Annotated in this window: 1 protein-coding gene; it reads left to right on the forward strand. The window is 55.8% G+C overall.

Going from position 1 to position 561, the window contains the following annotated elements; all coding sequences use genetic code 11:
* Positions 1 to 29 precede the first annotated feature (29 nt).
* Entirely contained in the window at positions 30 to 560 is a 531-nt protein-coding gene (locus tag ORL50_RS28725) for a cupin (protein WP_266020081.1), read from the forward strand.
* Position 561: the final 1 nt, after the last annotated feature.

Genomic DNA, 561 nt, shown 5'->3' on the forward strand with positions numbered 1-561 from the left:
CGCCGCATCTAGGTTTCGGAGATCCTTAAATGAAAAAACCGCGAACTGAGACAGCTACCGTTCAAACCCTGATGTTTGAACGCAACCAATGGGTTCCCAACAACCCGCACCTGCCAATACTCGTTTACCCAGCCTCGATTGCAGTTCAGGGCGACGATCCGGCTGCACTGTTCGAGCGAATTTTCATTGCCAATGGCTGGCCACCACAATGGCGATATGGGGTTTACAGCTACCACCATTACCATACTGAAGGACATGAAGTACTTGGCATCGCAAGTGGTCGGGCTCGGTTGATGCTGGGTGGCCCGGATGGTCATGTACTTGAAGTCAGTCCAGGCGACGTTTTGCTACTGCCTGCCGGCACTGGCCATTGCAATTTAGACTCAAGCGAAGACTTTCTGGTCGTCGGTGCTTATCCGCCAGGGCAACATGCAGATATCTGCCGCGAGGCGCCAACCAGAGCCCAACTGGCGAGCATCGACACGCTGCCGTTTCCCGACCAGGATCCGGTGCAAGGCTCGCAAGGCGCCGTACACCGGTATTGGGCTGCCCAGCGTTGAG

The organism is Pseudomonas sp. RIT-562 (genome assembly GCF_026241895.1).
In the GTDB taxonomy this organism is placed as follows: Bacteria; Pseudomonadota; Gammaproteobacteria; order Pseudomonadales; family Pseudomonadaceae; genus Aquipseudomonas; species Aquipseudomonas mandelii_F.